This window comes from Nisaea sp. (assembly GCF_040217065.1).
Lineage (GTDB): Bacteria > Pseudomonadota > Alphaproteobacteria > Thalassobaculales > Thalassobaculaceae > Nisaea.
The window spans coordinates 42,035-58,455 of the sequence record NZ_JAVJNX010000006.1 but is presented as its reverse complement, the minus strand read 5'-3'; the positions used below and the strand labels follow the sequence as shown (position 1 = coordinate 58,455).

The following is a 16,421-nucleotide window of genomic DNA, read 5'->3' as shown; positions in this document are numbered from 1 at the left end:
CGGTTTGGCGAGGGCGTCTGGTTAGGCCGAGAGATTTTCCATCTCGTCTTTGATGGCAAGTTTCTGACGTTTTATTTCCGCGATAGCGGCACTGTCCGGCATGGGTCTGGTCCGTTCCTGATCAAGGTTGCGCTCCAAGGTCTCGTGGCGTTGTTTCAGCGACTCAATCCGCTGTGCCTGGGCCATGCCTATGCTCTCCTTTTTGATCGTGAACCTCAAAACGTTACAGTTTAGAGAATAGGTAGCTATAGGGGCTTGTGCAATGGGGCAGTCTCGGGCATGGTGCCCGGTTTTTTGGCTGAAACGTGCAACATGCTGGATTCCCGAGGTAAATTTTTTCCATGAGAAATCCTCAAAAAAACAGGCTGATTGTTGCGATCAGCGGTGCTTCGGGGATCGTCTATGGAATCCGGTTGCTGGAAGTGCTGCGCGGGCTGCCGGACGGGCAAAAAGTCGAGACTCACCTGATCATGAGCCGGGCGGCGGAAATCACGCTGGCCCACGAGACGGATCTCAAGGTCCGGGATGTCGAGGCGCTGGCCGACGTGGTGCATGCCAACAAGGATATCGGTGCTGCTGTCGCTTCCGGGTCCTTCCGGACCATGGGGATGATCATTGCGCCCTGTTCGGTGAAGAGTCTGGCCGAGATCGCCACGGGCGTCACCGACACACTGCTGTCGCGCGCGGCAGACGTGATTCTCAAGGAGCGGCGCCGCCTGGTCTGCATGGTGCGGGAAACGCCGCTGCATTCGGGTCATTTGCGGAACATGCTGGCGCTCTCCGACATGGGCGCAATCATCGCCCCGCCGGTTCCCGCCTTCTATGCCAGGCCGGACTCCATCGCCGACATGGTGGACCATTCCGTCGGCCGTGTGCTGGACCTGTTTGACATCGATTCCGGCACGGTCCGCCGCTGGAAGGACGACGGTGTGTCGTGACCTCGGGGACGGACAGCGCCTTCTCTGTTCGGGCACTCGGCGCGGGCGACGCCGCGGCTTTTCTCGCCTTGAGGCGGGAAGCACTGACGGCGTGCCCGGCGTCGTTCGGCGCCGCGGCCGGGGATGATTTCCTGCAGACCGAAGAAGATGTGAGTCAGCTTTTCGGCCGGCGAAACGGAGATGTCGTCTTCGGCGCTTTTACCGATCGGCTGGTGGGAATTGCGGGGCTGTACCGGGAGCCGAAACAGAAAACACGTCACAAGGTTCATGTCTGGACGATGTATGTCGTCCCGGCTTCAAGAGGCTGCGGCGCGGGACGCGCCTTGATGACGGCCGTGATTGCGCACGCCCGGATGATTGAGGGCGTTACGGGCATACATCTGAGTGTCTCGGAGCAGGCCGGCCCGGCCCGCACGCTTTACGGCAGTCTCGGATTCGCAATCTGGGGGACGGAGCCGGATGGCCTGGTTTTTCAAGGAACTAGTGTGTCGCTGCATCATATGCTGCTGCAGCTTTCCTGAGGTGCTTCCAGCATAATCGAGGCGTTCATACGAACCAATTCCTGTCACATTTTTGACGCTTCGCTGACTCCAGCTTGACATTTTTGGTGGGGGCATTACCGTCTGCCCCGGGCAAGTTGAACAGGGTGCTCAAACTCTAAAAAAAGACTAAATGAAGGGCCGCGCCTTGGCGCGGTCCTTCGATTCCGAGCCATCGGTTCGGAAGGCTCCGCGGGGACGGAGCGGGGCACCAGAAAATCCTCGAGGCGTGCCATCGCACTTGCTTCAAACCCTCCATCCGTGAAAGATCGCGCCGAACCTGACCAAGCGCAGGATGGAGGGGCAGCACATGACTTCAGACGGAAATCTTTTCGGTTTCGATACACTCGCGCTGCATGCCGGGCAGCAGCCGGACAGCGATACCGGCGCCCGGGCGGTGCCGATCTACCAGACCACGTCATATGTGTTCCGGGACTCCGAGCACGCGGCCTCGCTGTTCAACCTGGAGCGGGCCGGGCATATCTATTCGCGGATCTCCAATCCGACCGTCGCGGTGCTGGAAGAGCGCATGGCGGCGCTTGAGGGCGGCGTCGGCGCGGTGGCGACGGCCAGCGGTCACGCGGCCCTGCATCTCGCCATCGTGACGCTGATGGGCACGGGCTCGCACATCGTTGCTTCCAGCGCACTCTATGGCGGCAGTCACAATCTTTTCAGCCATACCCTGCCGCGCTTCGGGATCGAGACCACCAAGGTGCATCCGCGCGACATTGACGGTTTCCGCAAGGCGATCCGGCCGGAGACCCGTCTGGTCTTTGCCGAGACCATCGGCAATCCGGGGCTCGAGGTGCTGGATATCGCCGCGCTGGCCGAGGTCGCGCACGAGGCCGGCCTGCCGCTGATGATTGATGCCACCTTCACCACACCCTATCTCTGCCGGCCGTTCGATCACGGCGCCGACCTCATCATGCATTCGGCGACCAAGTGGCTTGGCGGGCATGGCGTGGCCATCGGCGGCGTGCTGGTCGATGGCGGCCGCTTCGACTGGGAGGCGTCCGGCAAGTTCCCGACCCTGACCGAGCCCTATGCCGGCTATCACGGCCTCGATTTCGCCGAGGAGTTCGGCCCGCAGGCCTTCTGCATGCGGGCCCGGGCCGAGGGCCTGCGCGATTTCGGCGCCTGCATGTCGCCGACCAATGCCTTTCATCTGATGCAGGGCATCGAGACCCTGCCGCTGCGCATGGACCGGCATGTCGCCAATGCTCGCAAGGTCGCGGCCTTCCTGGAAGCCTCCGAGGCGGTGGAATGGGTGCTCTATCCGGAGCTGGACAGCCATCCGGACAAGGAACTGGCGGCGCGGATCATGCCAAAAGGCGCCGGCTCGATGATCGCTTTCGGGATCAAGGGCGGCCGCGAGGCCGGGAAAACATTCATCGACCGGCTCGGCGTCTGGTCGCACCTGGCGAATGTCGGAGATGCGAAATCGCTGGTCATTCACCCGGCCAGCACCACGCACCAGCAGATGGACGTTGAGATGATGAAGGCGGCGGGGCTGTCCGAGGATCTGGTCCGGCTTTCGGTCGGACTGGAGGACGTGGACGATCTGATCGGCGACCTGAAGCAGGCGCTGCGCGCCGCAACGACGCGCAAGGCGGGGTAGGCAGATGAAGTTCACCGTAGAGGGGCATGAGGCGTTCGCCGCGACCGGCGGGCGTCCGTTTGACGGCGGCAAGACAACGATCCTGATGCTGCACGGGGCTGGAATGGATCATACGGTCTGGTCGATGCAGGCGCGCTACTTCGCGCATCACGGCTTTTCCGTGCTGGCTGTCGATCTGCCCGGGCACAGCCGCAGCGCCGGGACGGTGCCGGAGAGTATCCCCGCCTTTGCCGACTGGTGCCTGGCCGGGCTGGATGCGGTCGGGGCCGGTGATGTGGTGGTCATGGGGCATTCCATGGGCGCGCTCATCGCGCTTGAGGTTGCTTCCCGTCTGGGCGCGCGCGCGAAGGCGCTCGCGCTGCTCGGCTCCGTGCCGGAAATGAAGGTGCATCCGGATCTGCTGAATGCCGCCCGCACGGGCAATCACATGGCGCTTGAGACCATGGTCGGCTGGGGCGTCGGCAAGCGCGCCCAGATTGGCGGTCACAGGGCGCCCGGCGCCTGGGTCTGCGGCGCCAGCATGCGGCTGCTGGAAGCGGGCGACTATGCGGTGCTGGCGACAGACCTGGCCGCCTGCGATGCCTATGACGGGGCGTTAAAGGCAGCAGCGGCGGTTACGTGCCCGGCGCTAGTGCTCTCAGGCTCCGACGACAAGATGACCCCGGCCAAGCTGGCCCGGCCGCTGGTGGACGCGTTGCCGGATGCACGCACGGTTGTGCTGCTGCGCGCGGGCCACATGATGATGATCGAGCAGCCCGACGAAGTGCTCGACGTGCTGGCTGAATTCTTCGGGGCGCTACGGTGAGCATCGAGGGGGTAGCAGAGACCCGCGACCGGTTCCGCTGGTGGCTGGAGATCCCGACCCGCTGGATGGACAATGACGTCTACGGGCACGTCAACAACGTCCAGTATTATTCCTACTTCGATACGGCCGTGAACACGCACCTGATCCGGGAGGCGGGGCTGGATATCCACACCAGCCCGATTGTCGGGCTGGTGGTGGAGACCCGGTGCCAGTTCAGGAAGTCACTGGCGTTCCCGGACCGGATCGATGCGGGCATCCGGGTGGAGCGGCTTGGCCGGTCGAGCGTCACCTATGCGACCGGGCTGTTTCGCGAAGGCGACGGCGAGATCGCCGCGCTCGGACACTTCGTGCACGTCTATGTCGACCGTGAAACGCAGACGCCGGTTCCGATCCCGGAGCGGATGCGCGCCGAGATGGAAAAGCTCTGCCTGGAATAGTCCCTGTCTTGAGGAGGGCTGGGCTATTTGGTCTTGGTGCGGGAAATCTTGTAGAGTCCGGCGACGATCTGCTTGCCGATATCCCCGGCTTCGCCCTTCATCTTGGTCGCGACCACCGCTTTCAGGGCGTCCACATGGGCCTTGATGGCGTCGGCGTCATTGTGGCCGCGTTGCCCGGGCTCGCCCAGCTCCAGATAACGGTTCATTGATGTCGCGATCTTCTCGACCATGGGATAGCCGAAGCTGGTGCCCTGGGAGCGCAGGTCATGCATCACTGTATAGATCGTGCGTTCCGGACCAGCCGGCTCAGCCCCGTCCATGCGCAGTTTTTCGACGGCTTCGTCCAGTTTGACGATGCTATCCTTGGCGGTTTCCGAGAGATCGATCTTGGACACGGCGTCCGCCAGTGCCGCCTCGGCATTCGCGATCAGCTTGTCGTCCATGCGGGCGGGGCCACCGACCAGATCCTTCAGCTTGTTGGGCTGATGAATGACCTCGTAGGTACCTTTCGGGGGTTGGGCCATTTCGTTCCTCTCGTGAGCCGGTTTCTCCGGTTTGTCCAGTTTTGTCAGGCGCTGCGTGCGTCCCGGTCGCGCAGTTCGGCGGCCCGTCGTTCTTCTCCGTCGAAAGACTGCACCTTCCGGCGGCGATCGGGTCCGAAATATTTATCTGTGCGGACGAAGGGGCGCGGATACTCGACCACGGCGACAAGGCGCTGGATCAGGCCGACGCCGGTCAGGGGCTTTGCCATGAATTCGGTCACGCCGGCATCGCGCGCCATTTCGATCCTGTTCGCTTCCGTGTGGCCACTGACCATGATGATGGGCAGGAACTCGTCGGGACTCGCGGGATCGTTCCGGATCCAGCGGGTCAACTCTATGCCGTCCATCTCCTCCATCACCCAGTCGGTGATGATCAGATCAACCTGATATTCGCTGAGCTTGCGGATGGCGTGCTGGCCGTCGCGCGCATCGATGATGTTCTTGACGCCAACTGACTGCAGCATCGCCCGCAGCACTTCCCGCATGGGCTGGCTGTCTTCGACGATCATCACCGAGAGGCGCTGAAAGCGTGCTTCGTTGGTCGGACTCTGAGACATTCACCACGACTTCCCCGGTTCCGGTATACGGAAATCCGTAGAATCTTTGTAATATATTGTCACTACAGGGAGTTTAGTCGACTTCCGATGGGGAAGGCTATAGCCGGATTGCCGGATTATCCATTCAGGGTCGCAGTGCATGGTGTGGATATTCGCAATGTGCGTTTTCGCCCGATATCCCGGAAATCCGCCTCTCCTGATGCGTCTTCCTACAATATCTGGTATAGAAATAGCCGGTTTTTACTAAACTGGCTTCGATCGTGATCGGCGGAAAACTGCGGTGCGAGGGCAAATAAGTTTCTCTGCCGCTCTTGACTTGCGGCCCGATTCGCCGATTGATCCGGCCTCCGGGCCGGTCGGAGGCGCAGCAGTGCTTTCGCCGGCATATCGAATGAGCCTGGACCCCACGAGGACTGTAAGGAAATGGCAGGGCATTCCCAATTTAAGAACATCATGTACCGCAAGGGCGCGCAGGATAAAAAGCGCGCCAAGCTGTTCACGCGCCTGATCCGGGAGATCGCGGTCGCGGCGAAGGCGAGTACCGATGTGAGCGCTAACCCGCGGCTGCGGTCGGCCATTCAGGCGGCCCGCGAGGCCAACATGCCGAAGGACAATATCGACCGGGTGCTGAAAAAAGCCGAAGGCGGCGGCGCGGACGACAATTTCGAGGACATCCGCTACGAGGGTTATGCTTCCGGCGGTGTCGCCATGATCGTCGAGGCGCTGACCGACAACCGCAACCGGACGGCGTCCGAGGTCCGGTCCACCTTTTCCAAGTATGGCGGGACCCTCGGGGAGACCAATTCGGTCAGTTTCATGTTCGACCGGGTCGGCCAGATTTCCTATCCGGCAGACAAGGCGGATGCCGATGCCATGTTCGAGGCCGCCCTTGAAGCGGGCGCGGAGAATGTCGAGTCCTCCGAGGATGGTCACGTCATCACCTGCGCACCGGATGATCTGAGCGCCGTTCGCGAAGCGCTCTCCGAGAAATTCGGGGCGCCGGAAGAGGCCGAGTTCTCCTGGAAACCGCAAAACACCGTGCCGGTGGACGAGTCTCATGCCGAGACCATCATGAAACTGCTGGCGGCCCTGGAAGATCTTGACGATGTCCAGTCCGTCTCGGCGAATTTCGAGATCCCGGACGAGATCATGCGGAAATTGACGGCGGCCGCCTGACCGGGCGGCCTGTCGCCGGCCAACAGGTGATTGGGGAGATGCAGCTGCGATGAGGCTTCTCGGTCTCGACCCGGGACTCCGCTTTACCGGGTGGGGTGTGATCGACGTTGACGGCAACCGGCTCCGCCATGTCGCCAACGGGACCCTACGATCCACTGCCTCCCGGTCCATCGCGGAACGTCTCCTCGAATTGCATGATGGCGTGCTGGGTATTCTCGATCGCTACGGCCCCGGCGAGACAGCGGTCGAGGAGACGTTCGTCAACAAGAACCCCGAATCAACCCTGAAACTCGGACTGGCCCGCGGCGCTGTGCTTCTGGCGCCGGCCAAGCAGGGGCTGCGGGTCACCGAATATGCGCCGAACCGGGTGAAGAAAACCGTGGTCGGCGCCGGGCATGCCAACAAGGACCAGGTTCAGATCATGGTAAGCAAGCTTCTGCCCGATGCCGTTTTCGACTCTGCCGATGCGGCGGATGCGCTGGCGGTTGCGATCTGCCATGCGCATTTCGCCCAGAGCCGGCACGCCTACGGCGAGACTGTGGGCGTGTCGCGGATCAAGCAGCAATCCGCATCCGGCGGATATGAGCGCGCCATCCAGGCGGCCCTGCGCAAGGAGTTGGGCCAGTGATCGCGAAATTGCGGGGCATTCTCGATGCGATCGGCGACGGCAATGCGGTGCTGGATGTCGGCGGGGTCGGCTACCTGATCTTTGCTTCCAGCCGGACGCTGTCGAAGCTGGGCGATACAGGCGCCGGCGTCTCGGTTCTTGTCGAGACCCATGTCCGCGAGGATCACATTCATCTCTACGGTTTCGCCGACAAGGCCGAGCAGGAAACCTTCCGTCTTCTGCAGACGGTCCAGGGTGTCGGCGCCAAGGCGGCGCTCTCCATCCTGTCGGCGCTGGCGCCGGACGAGATTCTCCGGTCGGTCGCTGCCGGCGACGCCAAGATGCTGACCCGGGCGGATGGCGTCGGCCCGAAGCTCGCCGGCCGGATCGTCAACGAGCTGAAGGACAAGGCGGTGAACATCTCGCTCGGCGTGAATACGGCGTCGCCGGTGTCCGCGGCAGGCGGGAAGGCGGCGCCGGCGCCTGAATCCAAGGCGATCGCGGAAGCAATCTCCGCCCTGGTGAATCTCGGCTATGAGCGCGGCGTTGCCTATGGTGCGGTGCATGCCGCGGCCAAGGCGGCCGGAGCGGATGCGGACCTGAACCAGCTGATCACCGGCGGGCTCAAGGAGCTGGCCTCGTGAGTGCATGGGAAGATGACGATGGCGCAGAGGGCCGTCTCGTCGATGGCGAGCGGTCGACCGAGGACACGCCCGAGCGGGCGCTGCGTCCGGTCACGCTTGACGACTTTGTCGGCCAGAAACAGAGCCGGGAAAACCTGAAGGTTTTCATCGAGGCGGCCAAGGCGCGCGAAGAGGCGATGGACCATACGCTGTTCTTTGGTCCGCCCGGTCTCGGCAAGACCACGCTGGCCCAGATCGTCGCCCGCGAGCTTGGGGTGAATTTCCGCGCGACATCGGGGCCGGTGATCGCCAAGGCGGGCGATCTCGCCGCCCTGCTGACCAACCTCCAGGCAAGGGATGTTCTCTTTATCGATGAGATACATCGCCTTAATCCTGCCGTAGAGGAAGTGCTCTATCCGGCCATGGAGGATTTTCAGCTTGATCTCATCATCGGCGAAGGCCCGGCGGCGCGCTCAATCCGGATCGATCTGCCGCCGTTCACGCTGGTGGCGGCGACGACGCGGTCAGGCCTGATCACGACGCCTCTGCGCGAACGGTTCGGCATTCCGCTCAGGCTGCAATTCTACACGCCCGAGGAGCTGCAGAGCATCGTCATGCGCGGCGCCTCCCTGCTCGGCATGAACCTGCTGCCCGAAGGCGCGGCGGAAGTCGCCAGCCGCTCGCGCGGAACGCCGCGCGTTGCCGGGCGTCTGCTGCGCCGGGTCCGGGATTTCGCGACTGTGGCCGGGGTGGATGAAATTGACCAGCAGGCGGCGGACGCGGCGCTCAACCGGCTCGATATCGACAAGCGCGGGCTCGATGCCATGGACCGACGCTATCTGCGCTGCATCGCGGACAATTACGGCGGTGGTCCGGTCGGGGCGGAAACCCTTGCCGCGGCGCTTGCCGAACAGCGCGATGTGATCGAGGAAGTGATCGAGCCCTACCTGCTGCAGCAGGGACTGCTGCAGCGTACCCCGCGCGGCCGGCTTCTCTCGGAGTCCGGCTACCGTTATCTCGGCCTGGCCGTGCCGAACCGGACGCCGGCCGAAGCCGCGCAGATGACCCTTCTCGACAACGATTCCGGGGACGCGGATGTCTGAGCGGCTGATCCAGCCGTCGGTGACGGGGCGCGCGCCGGACGGCAGCCATGTCCTGCATGCCCGTGTCTATTACGAGGACACGGATGCCGGCGGAGTCGTCTATCACGCCAACTATCTGCGTTTTGCCGAACGCGGCCGCACCGAATATCTCCGCGATATCGGGGTCTCCCAGTCGGAACTTGCCGACGCTGAAGGCGTTAATTTCGTGGTGCGTCGCAGCGTCATCGATTTTCGCCTGCCCGCCCGGCTCGACGATGCTCTGGAGATCCGGACCCGGATCGCCGGCATCAGGGGCGCCTCCTTCGAGGTCGAACAGACCATTGCGAAGGCCGGGGCGGACGGTCACCTGGTGAAAGTGGACAGCACCATTGCCTGCCTGGACCGGAAGGGGCGGCCCGTACGGGTGCCGAAATCGGTCAAATCGAAACTGGACGAGCAGGAGGGGGCGGAAACGCGATGACCACTGCTTGGGCCACAGGACAGACGTCGGAGAAGAGTAGCTAAATGGATCAGACAATAGTCGATACCGTGACACTTGGCGGGACCGCCGCCACGGACATGAGCATCTGGGGGTTGTTCCTGACCGCGGACTGGATCGTGAAGACCGTGATGCTGGTCCTGATCGGCGCCTCGGTCTGGAGCTGGGCGATCATCGTCGACAAGTGCCTGAAGATGCGGCGGCTTGCGAAGGCGGCCGAGCACTTCGAAGAGGCCTTCTGGTCCGGCGGCTCGCTCGAGGATCTGTATGACCGGATCGGATCGCAACCGGCGGATCCGATGACCGGCGTGTTCGCCGCGGCGATGCGGGAATGGCGCCGATCGGCGGCCAAGGGGCTGACCACGAAAGGCTCGGAGATCCGGGCCAGCCTGCGCCAGCGCATCGAGCAGGTGATGCAGCTCTCCATTTCCCGCGAGATGGACCGCCTTGAAAAACATATGACCTTCCTCGCCTCTGTCGGCTCCGTCGCCCCGTTCGTCGGGCTGTTCGGGACCGTCTGGGGGATCATGAACAGCTTCCAGTCCATCGCGGCGACCAAGAACACCTCCCTCGCGGTGGTGGCGCCGGGCATTGCCGAAGCCCTGTTCGCGACGGCTCTCGGCCTGATCGCCGCCATCCCGGCGGTGATCGCCTACAACAAGATCTCCACCGATCTCGGCCGGTTCGCCGGACGGCTTGAAACCTTCTCCAGCGAATTCGCCTCCATCCTGTCCCGCCAGCTTGACGAGGGGGGCTGAGCCATGGCCGCTTCCATGATCGGAACCGGGCGCGGCGGCCGCGGGGCGCGCGGGCGGTATCGTCCGCTCAGCGAAATCAACGTGACGCCGCTGGTCGATGTCATGCTGGTGCTGCTGATCGTTTTCATGGTGACCGCGCCGCTGCTGACGGTGGGCGTGCCTGTGGACCTGCCGAAAACCGAGGCGGCGCAGCTGACCGACGAGGTTGAACCGCTGGTGGTCTCGGTGAATGCCGAGGGTGTGATCTTTCTGCAGGAGACCGAAGTGCCTCGGGAAAACCTGGTGCCGCGGCTGAACGCGGTCACAGGCCAGCGCCCGAATGTGCGGATCTTCGTGCGTGGGGACAAGACGATCCAGTACGGCACGGTGATGGAGGTCATGGGGTTGATCAGCGCCGCCGGCTTCAAGAAGGTCGCGCTTCTGGCCGAAATTCCGAACAGCAAGGGGACGCGCTGACACCATGCGCACCGGGCTCGCCATATCCACCGGCCTGCATGTCGCGATCTTCGCGTTTGCGTGGTTCGGTCTGCCTGAACTCCGGAATGACGACATTCTGCCGGAGCAGCTGGTCATCGTCGATGTGGTGAATGTTTCCGAAGTGACCAACACGCCGACGACAGCGGTCGAGCCGGAGAAAGCCGAAGAGCCGGCACCCAAGGCGGCTGAGCCCGAGCCGGAAGCCCCGAAGCCGCCGCCGCCACCGCCGCCGGAAGCCGCCGCTCCGCCACCCCCGCCTCCGCCGGCCCCCGCGCCCGAGCCCGAGCCTGTTCCAGAGCCGGCGCCGAAACCGGTCGCTGAAGAGCCGAAGCCCGAGCCTGCGCCGATCCCGAAACCGGCGCCCGAGAAAGCGCCGGAACCGGAGAAGGTCGCGCAGGCCCCGAGCCCGGCCCCGAAGCCGCGGCCGAAGCCGCGCACGCCGGAGCCGGAGCCGAAAGAGGCTGAGAAGAAACCGAAGAAGGACGACAAGAAGCTCGATTTCTCGCGCCTGCTGAAGACGCTTGAGAAGACCGAGCCCGAACCGCAGGTCCAGCCGAAGGAAGAAAACCCGAAGGAGAAGGCCGATCCCCTGAAGGATGTCCTGGCCAAGTTGCAGGCTCCTGCCCGCAGCCGGTCCGACAAGGCGTTCGACCCGGAAAACAAGGTCTCGATCAGTGAGATCGACGCGGTGCGCCGGCAGATCGCGCAATGCTGGAACGTGCCGGCCGGGGCCAAGGACGCTGAAGACCTTGTCATAGAGATCGCCTTGCAGATGGGTGCCGACGGCACCGTGCGCGAGGCGCGCATTGTCGATCAGGCCCGGCTGTCCCGGGACGGTTTCTTCCGCAGTGCCGCCGAAAGCGCCCGGCGCGCAGTGCTGAGCTGTGGCAAGCTTCCGTTGCCACCCGAAAAGTATGAGTCATGGAAAACCATCACCATGAGATTCAATCCGAGGGATCTGCTGTGAAGAATTGCGATCACGACCGATTTGAGAGGCCGATCATGACGTTCGCTGGACCGTTCCGTGCTATCGAATTCACGACTGCCGCACTGCTTTGCCGGTGGATCATACCGGCTCTGCTGTTGTTGCTCTTCGCCGCAAGCCCCGTCCGGGCCGAGCTGCGGATCGACATTACCCAGGGCAAGGTTGATCCCCTTCCCGTGGCGGTCTCCGAATTCACCGGCAACAATGCCGAAAGCGCGCAGATCGGCCGCGACATTGCCGCCGTGATCGCCGCCAATCTCGAGCGTTCCGGGCTGTTTGCGCCGATCAACAGTGCGGCATTCATCCAGCGCAATGTATCGCTGAGCGCGCTGCCGCGCTTCGGCGACTGGCGGCTGATCAATGCGCAGGCCCTGATTCATGGCGCCGTGAGTTTCGAGGCGAGTGGCGCGGTGAAGGTCGAGTTCCGGCTCTGGGACGTCTTCGCCGAACAGCAGATGGTGGCCAATGCCTATACCACGGTGCCGGCGAACTGGCGTCGCGTCGCCCACATCATATCCGACGCGATCTACCAGCGGATGACCGGTGAATCCGGTTATTTCGATACCCGCGTCGTCTATATCGCCGAAAGCGGCCCGCCGGACCGCCGGACCAAGCGGCTGGCCATCATGGACCAGGACGGTGCAAATCACCGTTTCCTGACCGACGGCAAGGATCTCGTGCTGACCCCGCGCTTCTCGCCGACCCTGCAGGAGATCACTTACCTCGCCTACTACAACGACAAGCCGCGGGTCTATATCTTCAACATCGAGACGGGTCAGCAGGAAGTGCTCGGCGATTTCCCCGGCATGACCTTCGCGCCGCGTTTTTCACCCGACGGCAACCGGGTGATCATGAGTCTTGCCCGCAATGGCATCACCGACATCTATACGATGGACCTCGCCACCCGGCGGGTGCGTCGCCTGACAGACAGCCCGTCGATCGATACCTCGCCCACTTTCGCGCCGGATGGTGGCCAGATCACCTTCAACTCCGACCGTGGCGGCAGCCAGCAGATCTATGTGATGGATGCGAACGGTGACAATGTGCAGCGTATCAGTTTTGGCAAGGGGCGTTACGCCACGCCGGTCTGGTCTCCGCGCGGAGACCTCATCGCCTTCACCAAAATCGTTGGCGGTCAGTTCTATATCGGGGTCATGCGGCCGGACGGAACCGGGGAGCGGTTGCTCGCCCAGGGCTACCTCGTGGAGTCGCCAACCTGGGCTCCAAACGGGCGGGTTCTGATATATTTCAAACAGTTCCCATCGGACTCTTCGGGCCGTGGCGGCAAGACCAAACTCTACTCCATTGACCTCACAGGATATAACGAGCGCGAGATTGTAACGCCAGTGGATGCTTCCGATCCCGCGTGGTCGCCCTTGATTCCTTAGAGACACGTAAATATATTTCGTGCGACGAGCTTGATCCTGTAACGAGCGGGTATCGCCTTCCTGAGAAATCTGTTAGATAGCTCAAAGGATTGGCGCGTCCGGTTAGAGTCTATGGGGCACGACCGAAAACTTGGATCGAAGGCTCACTTCTGTGGGGGTGTTTAGAATGACAATGAAGTTTCTTTCTATCGTGGCCGCGGCTCTGCTTGTTGCCGCGTGCTCGACCGACCAGGAGACGGCGTCTCAGTCGGGCGGCGCAGGGTCGACTGTTCCGGCTGCGAACCAGCCCTCGACCTCGTCGGCATCAACTGGTGCCGTTAGCACGGCCCCGGCTCCGGGTTCGCGCGAAGAGTTCGTCGCAGAAGTCGGCGACCGCGTGTTCTTCGGGTTCGACAAGTACGACCTGACCGCTGATGCCCGGACGACGCTCGAGCGTCAGGCTTTCTGGCTGCGCAAATATCCGAGCGCGACCGTAACGATCGAAGGCCACTGTGATGAGCGCGGCACCCGGGAATACAACCTGGCCCTCGGCGAGCGCCGTGCCAGTGCGGCGAAGGATTACCTGATTGCGCTTGGCATCGATGCCGGCCGCGTCAGCACGATCAGCTACGGTAAGGAACGCCCGGTCGCTTTCGGCAGCAATGAAGAAGCATGGGCCCAGAACCGTCGCGGTGTGACCACCATCAACTAAGGCCTCGGCCTTTCCGCCTGAGTTAGACCGCGCCGGTCTGGTTAACCAGACCGGCGCGTTGTCTTTTGTGGAGGCGGAGTTCACTCTGTTCCACTGGCCGCCCGTGCCTTAATCCTGCTCGATTGGCGGGCCAAACTAGGTTGTCGCGGCGATTGTGAGACTGGGAGTTTAAAAAATGACGAGCCGGTTCGTATTTGGCGGTGCACGCGCGATTGCTGTCGCGGCCCTCATGGTCATCTCGGCGACGGCAGTGCCCGCTGTTGCACAGGATGTCCAGAACCTGATGAACCGTCTCGACCGGATGGAGCGCGACATGCAGGACCTGCAGCGTCAGCTTTATCGCGGCACCGGCACCGGCACCGGCACCGGGATCACGGCGACACCGGTCATGCCGGCACCGATCACCTCCGGGACAGCGACTGCGTCGGGCAATCAGGGCGCGAGCTTCGACACCAGCCATGCCGCCCGGGTCGAAGTCCGGCTGCAGCAGCTCGAAACCCTGATCCGCTCCCTTACCGGAAAGATCGAGGAGGTCGAGTTCAAGGTCGAGCAGAATTCCGGCCGTCTTGACCGGCTCGTCCGCGATATCGATTTCAGGCTGCAATCCCTGGAGCGTGGCGGTGTTCCGGCGCAGAGCGATGCCGGTCAGAGCACTTCCAATACAGATAATATGGCCTCGGCCAGCCCGACGCCTGCGGAGACGCCTGAAGCCGGTCAGGGCCAGGGCGTTTTCGGTTACCTGAAGCAGTCCGAAATCAAGGCCCTCGATGCCGGGACTGTGCCGCCTGCCGATTCCGGCAAGCCGCCTGCTGCAACATCCGCCCCCGCGGCCGTCGCCAGTGCTCCGCCGGCGGAAACCCAGCCAATCCTTCCCGACGGCACACCGGAAGAGCAGTACAAGCACGCCTTTGCCTATCTGCAGAAGCAGGACTTCGTCTCTGCCGAGCAGGCGTTGAGTGCATTCCTTGAGCGTCATCCGAAGAATCCGCTGGCCGGTAACGCAATCTACTGGCTCGGTGAGACCTATTATGTGCGCAAGGATTTCGCCAGTGCGGCCAAGACTTTCGCAACGGGTTACACGGAATATCCGGGCAGCTCCAAGACTGCCGACAACCTGCTGAAACTCGGTTTCTCGCTTGCCCGGATGGACCGGAAGCAGGACGCCTGCGTGACCTTCGACCAGTTGAAGGCCGACTTCCCGAACGCCTCCGCCAATATCAAACGCCGGGCGGAGACGGAACGGCAGCGGATCGGCTGCTGATCCACGCCTCTGATCGCGGGAGGGAGCGTCTGTCCGCTATCGCGCCGGTTTCGGACTGTGATTTCGAGGCGCTTCTCGGGAGCGCCGACCCGGCGCTTGCCGCCGCCCCCCCCTCCATCTTTGTCGTCGGCGTTTCCGGTGGTGCGGACAGCATGGCGCTTTGCCTCCTTCTGGCGCGCTGGTGCCGGGCCCATGGGCATCGCCTGGTCGCCGCGACGGTCGACCATGCATTGCGGCCTGACTCCGCGGCGGAAGCCGGTCAGGTGTCGCGCTGGCTGGGAGCGCGCGGAATCGAACACGAGATCCTGACCTGGCATGGCGGGAAACCGGCTACCGGCCTGCAGGCGGCGGCCCGGTCGGTGCGCTTCAGGCTGCTGACGGGCCGGGCGACGGCCCTGGGCGCACGGGGCCTGTTTCTCGCGCACCATATGCAGGATCAGGCCGAAACCATGGTGATGCGCCTTGCGCGGGGCAGCGGTGCCGACGGGCTGGCGGGAATCAGGCCCCGGCAGATGCGCGGCACCATCCCTGTGCTGCGCCCGCTGCTCCCGGTGCCGCCGGCACGGCTCCGCGCCCAGTGTCTCGTCGAAGCGCAGGCCTGGATCGAGGACCCTAGCAATCGGGACCGGCGCTTCGAGCGGGTTCGGGTCCGGCAGCAGGCGGACCGGTTGGCCGATGCCGGTCTGGATGCGGGCACGCTCGGCCGCCTTGGGCGGGCGTTCGGCCGGTTGCGCGACTGGAGCGAAACCCGGCTGGTGTCGTTCCTTCTGGGCGCCGGCAACCTGGACCCGCGCGGATTCGCCGCGCTCAGGCTTTCCGCAGTGCGGGAAATGCCGCTGCCGCTGCGGGGCAAACTGATGTCCGGTTTGCTGCAATCGATCGGCGGACTCGACTACCCGCCGCGGGCTGACGGGCTGGACCGCTTTCTGGCGTGGCTGGATGGCGGCCGGGGCAACCGGACCACGCTCGGCGGTTGCCTTGTCTGGCGCGGCAGCGGCGATACGCTCTGGATCGCCAGGGAAACCCAACGGGGGACAGGGGTCGAATTGCTCCGCGGTCCGGTCGAAAAACGGTGGGACGGCAGATTTGACGTGGAATGGTCGGGCACGCAGCCGGTCTGGATCCACATGCTGACGGGCAAAGGTGAGCGCCGGTTAGCGCTCTCCGGCGCCGCCAGGAAACCCTCCGTGGTGCTGCCAATCGGCGTCCGCACGTCGCTTCCTGCGTTGACCGACCTTGACGGGCGTCTGTTTGCCCCCCACCTTTCGGAAGCATGGACAAGTCAGCGGCCCTTGGAAGCCGACCTGTTCCGAATTGAATTTCGTCCCGCCGTACCATGGGTAGCTGAGGCTTTCCGGGTCAGCAGGGATGACAGGGCCGCGACGAACGACTAAGAATGAGCGTCCGGCTGAATAGGAACCCTACCGAGGCACAATCG

Annotated in this window: 20 protein-coding genes; 17 read left to right on the top strand and 3 right to left on the bottom strand. The window is 63.5% G+C overall.

What is annotated here, in order from left to right; all coding sequences use genetic code 11:
• Positions 1 to 21: 21 nt before the first annotated feature.
• Complete coding sequence (locus RH950_RS08505; protein WP_350055672.1) at positions 22 to 186, bottom strand: YdcH family protein; 165 nt, start codon at positions 184 to 186, stop codon at positions 22 to 24.
• A gap of 155 nt (positions 187 to 341) precedes the next feature.
• Between RH950_RS08505 and RH950_RS08500 the strand changes: the two genes are divergently transcribed.
• The 5 genes from RH950_RS08500 (at position 342) to RH950_RS08480 (ending at position 4,337) form a co-directional block, all read left to right on the top strand.
• Positions 342 to 938 carry a UbiX family flavin prenyltransferase gene (locus RH950_RS08500; RefSeq protein WP_350055670.1) on the top strand — a complete coding sequence of 199 codons (597 nt, stop codon included), beginning with the start codon at positions 342 to 344 and terminating at the stop codon, positions 936 to 938.
• Positions 935 to 1,459 carry a GNAT family N-acetyltransferase gene (locus RH950_RS08495; protein WP_350055668.1) on the top strand — a complete coding sequence of 175 codons (525 nt, stop codon included), beginning with the start codon at positions 935 to 937 and terminating at the stop codon, positions 1,457 to 1,459. The genes RH950_RS08500 and RH950_RS08495 overlap by 4 nt, the downstream gene beginning before the upstream one ends.
• 328 nt (positions 1,460 to 1,787) lie before the next feature.
• On the top strand, positions 1,788 to 3,095 hold the full coding sequence (locus RH950_RS08490) for an O-acetylhomoserine aminocarboxypropyltransferase (protein WP_350055667.1): 1,308 nt from the start codon (positions 1,788 to 1,790) through the stop codon (positions 3,093 to 3,095).
• Between the two features lie 4 nt (positions 3,096 to 3,099).
• Positions 3,100 to 3,900, top strand: a complete 801-nt coding sequence (locus RH950_RS08485) for an alpha/beta fold hydrolase (RefSeq protein WP_350055665.1) — start codon at positions 3,100 to 3,102, stop codon at positions 3,898 to 3,900.
• The gene (locus RH950_RS08480; protein WP_350055663.1) at positions 3,897 to 4,337 is read left to right on the top strand and encodes an acyl-CoA thioesterase; all 441 of its coding nucleotides are present in this window, start codon (positions 3,897 to 3,899) and stop codon (positions 4,335 to 4,337) included. The genes RH950_RS08485 and RH950_RS08480 overlap by 4 nt, the downstream gene beginning before the upstream one ends.
• A gap of 23 nt (positions 4,338 to 4,360) precedes the next feature.
• On the opposite strand, the gene RH950_RS08475 is transcribed toward RH950_RS08480, so the two are convergent.
• Positions 4,361 to 4,861: a hypothetical protein gene (locus RH950_RS08475; protein ID WP_350055661.1), complete on the bottom strand. Its 501-nt coding sequence runs from the start codon at positions 4,859 to 4,861 to the stop codon at positions 4,361 to 4,363.
• Between the two features lie 44 nt (positions 4,862 to 4,905).
• Positions 4,906 to 5,436 (bottom strand): response regulator, encoded by a 531-nt coding sequence (locus RH950_RS08470; protein ID WP_350055659.1) that lies wholly within the window; start codon positions 5,434 to 5,436, stop codon positions 4,906 to 4,908.
• Positions 5,437 to 5,859: 423 nt separating this feature from the next.
• On the opposite strand from RH950_RS08470, the gene RH950_RS08465 reads away from it, so the two are divergent.
• From RH950_RS08465 to tilS, 12 genes are all read left to right on the top strand, one after another.
• A complete protein-coding gene (locus RH950_RS08465; RefSeq protein WP_350055657.1) occupies positions 5,860 to 6,612 on the top strand; it encodes a YebC/PmpR family DNA-binding transcriptional regulator in 753 nt (250 codons plus the stop codon).
• Positions 6,613 to 6,661: 49 nt separating this feature from the next.
• The gene (ruvC, locus tag RH950_RS08460) at positions 6,662 to 7,240 is read left to right on the top strand and encodes a crossover junction endodeoxyribonuclease RuvC (RefSeq protein ID WP_350055655.1); all 579 of its coding nucleotides are present in this window, start codon (positions 6,662 to 6,664) and stop codon (positions 7,238 to 7,240) included.
• Positions 7,237 to 7,863 (top strand): Holliday junction branch migration protein RuvA, encoded by a 627-nt coding sequence (gene ruvA / locus RH950_RS08455; RefSeq protein WP_350055653.1) that lies wholly within the window; start codon positions 7,237 to 7,239, stop codon positions 7,861 to 7,863. Before ruvC ends, ruvA begins: the two co-directional genes overlap by 4 nt.
• Positions 7,860 to 8,945: a Holliday junction branch migration DNA helicase RuvB gene (gene ruvB, locus RH950_RS08450; protein WP_350055651.1), complete on the top strand. Its 1,086-nt coding sequence runs from the start codon at positions 7,860 to 7,862 to the stop codon at positions 8,943 to 8,945. The genes ruvA and ruvB overlap by 4 nt, the downstream gene beginning before the upstream one ends.
• Positions 8,938 to 9,405, top strand: coding sequence for a tol-pal system-associated acyl-CoA thioesterase (gene ybgC / locus RH950_RS08445; RefSeq protein WP_350055649.1), 468 nt, complete (start codon positions 8,938 to 8,940; stop codon positions 9,403 to 9,405). The genes ruvB and ybgC overlap by 8 nt, the downstream gene beginning before the upstream one ends.
• A 44-nt stretch (positions 9,406 to 9,449) precedes the next feature.
• Positions 9,450 to 10,181 (top strand): protein TolQ, encoded by a 732-nt coding sequence (gene tolQ, locus RH950_RS08440; protein ID WP_350055647.1) that lies wholly within the window; start codon positions 9,450 to 9,452, stop codon positions 10,179 to 10,181.
• 3 nt (positions 10,182 to 10,184) lie between these two features.
• Positions 10,185 to 10,637, top strand: coding sequence for a protein TolR (tolR, locus tag RH950_RS08435; RefSeq protein WP_350055645.1), 453 nt, complete (start codon positions 10,185 to 10,187; stop codon positions 10,635 to 10,637).
• A 4-nt stretch (positions 10,638 to 10,641) separates the two neighbouring features.
• Positions 10,642 to 11,625: a cell envelope integrity protein TolA gene (gene tolA, locus RH950_RS08430; RefSeq protein WP_350055643.1), complete on the top strand. Its 984-nt coding sequence runs from the start codon at positions 10,642 to 10,644 to the stop codon at positions 11,623 to 11,625.
• A gap of 35 nt (positions 11,626 to 11,660) precedes the next feature.
• Positions 11,661 to 13,031 carry a Tol-Pal system beta propeller repeat protein TolB gene (tolB, locus tag RH950_RS08425; RefSeq protein WP_350055641.1) on the top strand — a complete coding sequence of 457 codons (1,371 nt, stop codon included), beginning with the start codon at positions 11,661 to 11,663 and terminating at the stop codon, positions 13,029 to 13,031.
• A gap of 166 nt (positions 13,032 to 13,197) precedes the next feature.
• Entirely contained in the window at positions 13,198 to 13,722 is a 525-nt protein-coding gene (gene pal, locus RH950_RS08420; RefSeq protein ID WP_350055639.1) for a peptidoglycan-associated lipoprotein Pal, read from the top strand.
• A 175-nt stretch (positions 13,723 to 13,897) separates the two neighbouring features.
• Entirely contained in the window at positions 13,898 to 14,983 is a 1,086-nt protein-coding gene (gene ybgF, locus RH950_RS08415) for a tol-pal system protein YbgF (RefSeq protein WP_350055637.1), read from the top strand.
• Positions 14,887 to 16,377 (top strand): tRNA lysidine(34) synthetase TilS, encoded by a 1,491-nt coding sequence (gene tilS, locus RH950_RS08410; protein WP_350055864.1) that lies wholly within the window; start codon positions 14,887 to 14,889, stop codon positions 16,375 to 16,377. Before ybgF ends, tilS begins: the two co-directional genes overlap by 97 nt.
• Positions 16,378 to 16,421 lie beyond the last annotated feature (44 nt).